Consider the following 6,699-nt stretch of genomic DNA (forward strand, 5'->3'; position numbering starts at 1 on the left):
TAGAGTCTTCCGCATACCGCCTAGGTGCACTGCAAAGTGCGCATGCGGTGAGGATTCGGTTTCGAGCCTAGTGCCCCTAAAGGTAATGCTGGCCGAATCCTCTTGTCGTTCTGGCCTAAAGATGTTCTGGCCTAAAGAGTCAGGCTAGGGTAACAAGCAGGTCTTTTGATGACTAGGGCCGCACGATCTGTAGGTCCCGCAGGTGGCGGTAGAAGGTCACGCGCTTGACCGGACGCTTGGCGCGGACTCCATCGACGCTGACGCTGAGCGACGGCCCTCCTGCCTGCACCGCCCGGCCCTGCACGACGCTGGCCGGGTCGAGTTGTCCAGGCTGTGCAGGCTTGCGCAGGCGGGCGAACAGCCCACGGCGCGGTGCAGTCTCGGCCTCAAAGCTCGTCACCGCCTTTGCCGCCACGATGCCCGGCGCATCCGTCATTGGTACGAGCTTTGCCCCGAAGACATCCTTCTCACGATCTGCGCGCAGCAGCACGGCATCGTCGACGATGATCTCCCCGGTGATCTCCTCATTCGACCATTCCGCAATCGTTGCCGAGCCCGCCACGGCGAGGCCCGCGTCATTGCGGATGAGCGGCACCGGCTTGACGGGCGCGGTCATGGCAAAGGAGAGCGCCTCCTCCATCACTGCTCCCTGGTTGCCGGGACCCTGGCGACCTTGGCCGGCTTCGCTCGATTTCAGGCCCCAATTCATCGCCGCCGTGGAGTGCTCCCCGGTGGGGACATACCCAACCTCGGCCCACAGGTAATCCGCGCGCATCATCCGGGTCAGCACCGCGCTGAGTGCGGCATCGCTGCCAATAACCACGATGCGCAAAGGCTCGCGCAAGTACTGCTTTTGGGGTGCTGGCCCCGGCTCACCGAGGTGGCTCACGTCCGGTTGCGCGGCAATCTCATCCAGCGATGGAGTGGGGTCTTCCGGCAGTATGTCCCTGGCCAGCGCATCAATAGCCTTCAGCTCCTGCCGGCTGGGGATCGAGGCGACGCGGAAGTGCTCAACGCGGATTCCGCTCTGTTGAGCCTTAGCGAGGGAATCGGCGTGGGCCTCAGTGAGATGGCCGCCGCAGTCTACAAGCGCACAGATCATACAAGAAGCATAGGAGCGTGAAGAGAGGTTCGCGAAAAAGGAGCGTCAGCGCCGCTCAACCAACGGCGCTTCCAGAGATTAAGTAGTGCACGTCACATCTGCTAGGTAGGCTCCATTACAACGCTTAACTCCAAAGCAACTCTCAACTTCTTAACACTTAACTTTTTCTTTGTCTGATAGCTGGAGGTATTCACCGTGTCCACCCGTATGGCAACCCTTGCGCTTGTATCCGCCGCTGGACTGTTGGTGAGTTCGTGCAGTTTCGGTGGGGGTTCACAGACGGAAGCCGAGGAACCCGCCTTCACCGAGGCCGCCGCCGCGTCCGTGACTAGTTCTACGAAGGCCAGCGCGACGACATCGTCGACACCGAGCAGCACTTCCTCCTCAAGTGCGAACGCCAACTGTGACGAGAAGAAAGACCTCGAGGACACCGAAATCAGCAAGGTCCTAGAGAATGAAGAAGCCTACGTGAAAGGCTCCACCGAGAAATTTGAGGACCTCACCATCGGCGAAGACGAGTATGACCCCTGCATGTTCCTCAGCTACGTGGTGTTGGAGGGCAAGTTCGATGGCGAACCCGTGAAGGTTCCCGTCTTCTTCGTCAACGGCAGGGTCTACGACGAGGATGCCCTGTACATCACGTCCTCCTCATTTGAGGTCACTGAGGATGGAGAGGGTTACACCTATGAGTCCAAGACTGAAGGAGACATTGTCGGCGTCGAAGGAAAGGTGTACAAGCGCCCAGGCACTGAGGCACCTTCGATGGAGAACTCCTTCGACGGTGTGAACTCGGATATCTTCTTTATCGACGTGAAATCGGAGCCCACCGACTCTGCAGACCTAGCTGAGGATGAGGAAGACCTCCGCGGCGAAACGCTGTTCGATATTTCTGCCGATGGCTGGAACTTGGTGTGCGGTATCGATGCGAATGAAAAGTCCATTGACTGCGCACATGGCGATGGCGGAGCCTGGGTCATCAAGAGCGATAAGACCAACCTGCCGGAAGATATGGAATTCGATGTGGTGAGCCTCCTACCGCTGGAGGGTGAAACCAGGTACAGCCAGGGTGGTGTTGACAACCTCCCAACTGACGGCAAGAAGATCGATAGCAACGGTCTCTACCGAATCGGCATCGATGACATTGAAGCTCAAATCGCTGTCGTTGACGATGGGATCATTATCAGCACCCCAAACAATTCGAGGCTGATGTTCACCAATGACACCATCTTCATCGAAGAGAAAGACAAGGGCGACGGTGCCAACTCAAACACCGAAATCGCGTAGTTGGGCTTGAACGAGGTTCGGGACGAACCTCTCCACGAAGGTGCCGGCGCATCAATTCCTGACGAGCTTGTCACAAACTCACCGCTGCACCGCTATGGCGGGTAAAGTAGGTGCGTATTTGACTTCAATAAATAGGAAGTGACACCAAACATGGCAGCGATCGTCATCGTCGGCGCCCAGTGGGGCGATGAAGGCAAGGGCAAGGCTACCGACATCCTCGGCGGCAAAGTCGATTACGTAGTGAAGCCCAACGGCGGTAACAATGCCGGCCACACCGTCGTGGTCGGCGGCGAGAAGTACGAGCTGAAGCTCCTTCCCGCCGGCATTCTTTCTGAAAACGCCACCCCGGTCTTGGGCAACGGCGTGGTGATTAACTTGGAGGCCCTCTTCGACGAGATTGATGGCCTTGAAGCCCGCGGCGCTAACGCTTCGCGTCTGAAGATTTCCGCCAACGCTCATCTCGTGGCGCCCTACCACCAGACCCTGGACCGCGTGCAGGAACGCTTCCTGGGCAAGCGCGCCATCGGCACCACCGGCCGCGGTATTGGCCCGGCTTATGCCGACAAGGTCGCCCGCATCGGTATCCGCGTGCAGGACATCTTCGATGAGTCCATCCTGCGCCAGAAGGTCGAGTCCGCACTGGACATTAAGAACCAGATGCTGGTGAAGATGTACAACCGCAAGGCCATTGAGCCGGAGCAGGTTGTGGAGTACTTCCTGAGCTACCGCGACCGCCTGCGCCCGATGGTTATTGAGGCCGAACTAGAACTGAACCAGGCGCTGGATGAAGGGAAGCACGTCCTCATGGAGGGTGGCCAGGCCACCATGCTGGACGTTGACCACGGCACCTACCCGTTCGTGACCTCCTCGAACCCGACTGCCGGCGGTGCTGCTGTGGGCTCCGGTATTGGCCCGACGCGCATTACTACCTCCCTGGGCATCATCAAGGCCTACACCACCCGCGTCGGCGCAGGCCCGTTCCCCACGGAACTTTTCGATAAGTGGGGCGAGTACCTGCAGACCACCGGCGGCGAAATCGGCGTCAACACCGGCCGCAAGCGCCGCTGCGGTTGGTACGACTCTGTGATTGCCCGCTACGCCACCCGCGTCAACGGCTTCACGGATTACTTCCTGACCAAGCTGGACGTGCTCACCGGCATCGGTGAGATCCCCATCTGCGTGGCCTATGACGTTGATGGCAAGCGCTACGACGAGATGCCGCTGACCCAGTCCGAGTTCCACCACGCCGAGCCCATCTTTGAAACCATGCCGGCCTGGGATGAGGACATCACCGGCTGCCAGACCTTCGAGGAGCTCCCCCAGAAGGCACAGGATTACGTCCTGCGTCTGGAGGAGCTCTCCGGCTGCCGCATCTCCTACATCGGTGTCGGCCCCGGCCGCGACCAGACCATCGTGCGCCACGACGTCATGCAAGATCAGTAAGGCGCCAAAGAGTCCAAGCCGCACAACCTCAGGCACCGCCTAACGGCGGCGGTGTCACAAAGCAACCGCCCTGCTTCTCCTGCAGCATCGTGCACACAACCACCTGCACGCACCATGCACGGGGAAGCGGGGCGGTTTGTGTTTCTATGGCTACATTTGTGCGCTCAATACCCCCTGCTTGGCGACGCCTCCCACACCTCCACCTGTCACCGCGCTGTATAAAACACCCCCGTTAGGAGTGTATTCCTGGGGAAAATGTTACCGATGTGATGACGTGAGCTATTTAACAATCGCGACCGCGTGTCGCAATCGCAGTAAAAAGAGCAGTTCAAGCATGTGCTTCGTGTTGTTAGCGGCAAAAAGTTTGCATTCATGAAATTTTCAGGAATGCGTACGGTTTCTTTAATTCGTGCACGGGGTTAACATTAGAGACGAGTTTGTTCATAGATCCTTGGAAACCTCTGACCTTCTTCCAAGGTGACAGATGTGAGCTGCTCTCGGTTGCGTAAGCCGGTATCACCCCTTGCGCGGTCACGTATCCCTAGCGTGATCAGTTCTTTCAAGTCTTAAGGAAAGGGCTTCTTGATATGAATAAGAAGGAAATTAAGCGTACAGCTGTACGCCGTCGCGGCACTACTATTGCTGCCGCGGCGCTCTCTATTGCTATGGTGGGCCCCTTCGTCCACTCGGTAACCCCGAACTACAATGTGGCCGCAGTCGCTGGCACCCCGGCCGAGGCTGGCCAGCCGAACGCCGCCGGTAATGGTGTCAAGTACCCGGGCAAGAATGCCGATGGCGTTTACCAGTCTGTGGTAGATGAGCAGCGCTACACCTTTACCCCTGGTGCACCCAAGGAAGGTGCGATCGAATCTGACGCTCCGGAAGGCACCAACGAGTCCATCGAGGGCTATGTCATCCACCAGCGTGATGGTGACCTGTCGGTCTACCCGGGAACCCGTGATCCGTGGAAGCCGATCCCGATGGCCGGTGTGCGCGTATACGCGCAGTGGACTGAAAAGGGCGGCATCACCTCGCCGGTGTATACCGGTGTAACTCGTGAGGATGGTCGCTACACCATTCACATGAAGCCGTTCAACAATGCCAAGGGCGAAGTTGTGAAGTTTGATGCGGACCCGAACGGTCCGCAGTACGAAAAGATTCGTGTGTGGGTGGATAACCCGGATCCGGATAACTTCACGCAGCTGTATGGCTACAACTTCGGCCACATGGGCCCGAACGGCAACACGTTCGACACCCCGGGTGGTATGGGCTGGTATGTCGGTCCGGACCGCGTGAACAATGTTCGCTTCGCGTTTGGTGAGAAGACCCGCCATGACATCATGCACCTTGACAAGGCTGATCAGAACCCGGTTGTTGGTAACGGTCCTGGCCAGATCAAGGGCAACCTGTTCTGGCACCTCTACCACACTGCGGGTGCATTCACTCCGAGCTTGATGAACGAGATGAACGGTGCGGATGTGCCGGCAACGGGCATGAAGGTCTACGGTTCCTACTTGTCTGATTACGCGGTCAACCAGATCAATGAGAAGGCTGCGATTGATCTTGGGTTCAAGGAGATCCGTGGCAGCGGTTGGACCAACCGTAATGAGACTGCGCTGCAGAACTGGATCAAGCGCAAGATGGCCGAAGAGGGCAAGGAAAAGTGGATCGCTGAGACCTCAGAAGCCACCGTTGGCAGCGATGGTAAATACACGCTGCAGTTTAAGGGCACCTTTGGCCGTGGTCGTACCAACGGTGATGTTGACCGTGGCTACGACGATGGTGCGTTGACCTACTCTGATCTGTCTCGTGATGATGGCTCTGAGGTGATTTTCCCGGACAAGTCGAAGCATGATGCCTACAGCTTGTTTGGTCAGGTTGCTCCTGCTGCTGACTACGGCAGCTGGGTGAAGAATAAGACCGGTCGTGGCGGCGATAACCTGCCGAAGCATGTGAACTGGGATTGGCTGTTCTTCTCTACGGAGGAGACTGAGGGGCTTGGCCAGTTCACGCCGTTTTACAACAACTCTTTCCTGCCGCGTAGCCAGTACGTGTTCAATGGTGAGGGTAAGTGGGCTGGTGGCATTATCTACGGTGCTGGTGAGAACTACTTGCTGGAGAACCGCCACGTTATCTACTCGGACTACGTTGTCTTTGACGTACTTGAGTACGACACCCGTGAAAACCCTGCGAAGCCGGGAGCCAAGGTTGAGACCAAGACTGCTGGCCTGCCAGGCAAGTGGGTTGATGGTTTGCAGTACCAGATTGAATGGGTAAACCAGGAGACCGGCAAGGTTGTACACAAGTGTGATCCGGTGGCTCCGCAGGCAAAGGGTACTCTTCCTTCCTGCCAGCTTGACACCACGGGTGTTGAGTCCACGACGACGTTTACCGCATACCTGTACCCGGTGAACAAGGAAACCGGTGCGCGCGGTCAGGCGATTGCAGCTGACGCGTTCACGGTCCTGGTTGGTTGGCAGCCGCACTACGAGGAGACGCCGGCTACGCCTGGTGAACCAGCTAAGTCCAAGACTCCGACTTTCGATAACACGGAGACTGATGACGTCGAGAAGCTCAGCGCTGAGGAGCTGAAGGCTCAGGACGCCACCAAGGAGCCGACGAAGTTCGCGCTGCCGGAGACCTTCGAGGTTCCGGAGGGCTACACCGTCACCGTCGATGAGAAGACCGGTGAGGTCTCTGTAACCTTCCCGAAGGATGCAGCCAACAAGGACAGCATCGAGGTTCCGGTCCAGGTCACCTACAAGGACGGTACGACCGCAACTGGTACTGCACGCTTCGTCGTTGAGTCCACCGACCGCGATTCCGACAAGTTCGTGCCTGAGTACAAGGATGGCAAGGGTAAGCCTGGT

The 6,699-nt window shown here is 57.9% G+C and carries 4 protein-coding genes; 3 read left to right on the top strand and 1 reads right to left on the bottom strand.

Annotated elements, in window-relative coordinates; genetic code table 11:
* Positions 1-172: 172 nt before the first annotated feature.
* Entirely contained in the window at positions 173-1,102 is a 930-nt protein-coding gene (locus HMPREF2526_RS03420) for a hypothetical protein (RefSeq protein WP_046647156.1), read from the bottom strand.
* Positions 1,103-1,297: 195 nt separating this feature from the next.
* On the opposite strand from HMPREF2526_RS03420, the gene HMPREF2526_RS03425 reads away from it, so the two are divergent.
* From HMPREF2526_RS03425 to HMPREF2526_RS03435, 3 genes are all read left to right on the top strand, one after another.
* Positions 1,298-2,386, top strand: a complete 1,089-nt coding sequence (locus HMPREF2526_RS03425) for a hypothetical protein (RefSeq protein ID WP_046647157.1) — start codon at positions 1,298-1,300, stop codon at positions 2,384-2,386.
* Between the two features lie 150 nt (positions 2,387-2,536).
* Positions 2,537-3,829 carry an adenylosuccinate synthase gene (locus tag HMPREF2526_RS03430; protein ID WP_010188714.1) on the top strand — a complete coding sequence of 431 codons (1,293 nt, stop codon included), beginning with the start codon at positions 2,537-2,539 and terminating at the stop codon, positions 3,827-3,829.
* A gap of 587 nt (positions 3,830-4,416) precedes the next feature.
* A partial coding sequence (locus HMPREF2526_RS03435) for a YPDG domain-containing protein (RefSeq protein ID WP_210384384.1) occupies positions 4,417-6,699 on the top strand: 2,283 nt, incomplete at its 3' end.

The organism is Corynebacterium sp. HMSC070E08, assembly GCF_001808895.1.
GTDB lineage: Bacteria > Actinomycetota > Actinomycetes > Mycobacteriales > Mycobacteriaceae > Corynebacterium > Corynebacterium hiratae.

What these genes read in the sequence shown, in the direction of transcription:
- HMPREF2526_RS03430 (WP_010188714.1), top strand. Translation starts at nt 2,537, where the DNA reads ATGGCAGCGATCGTCATCGTCGGCGCCCAGTGGGGCGATGAAGGCAAG.
- HMPREF2526_RS03420 (WP_046647156.1), bottom strand. Translation starts at nt 1,102, where the DNA reads ATGATCTGTGCGCTTGTAGACTGCGGCGGCCATCTCACTGAGGCCCAC.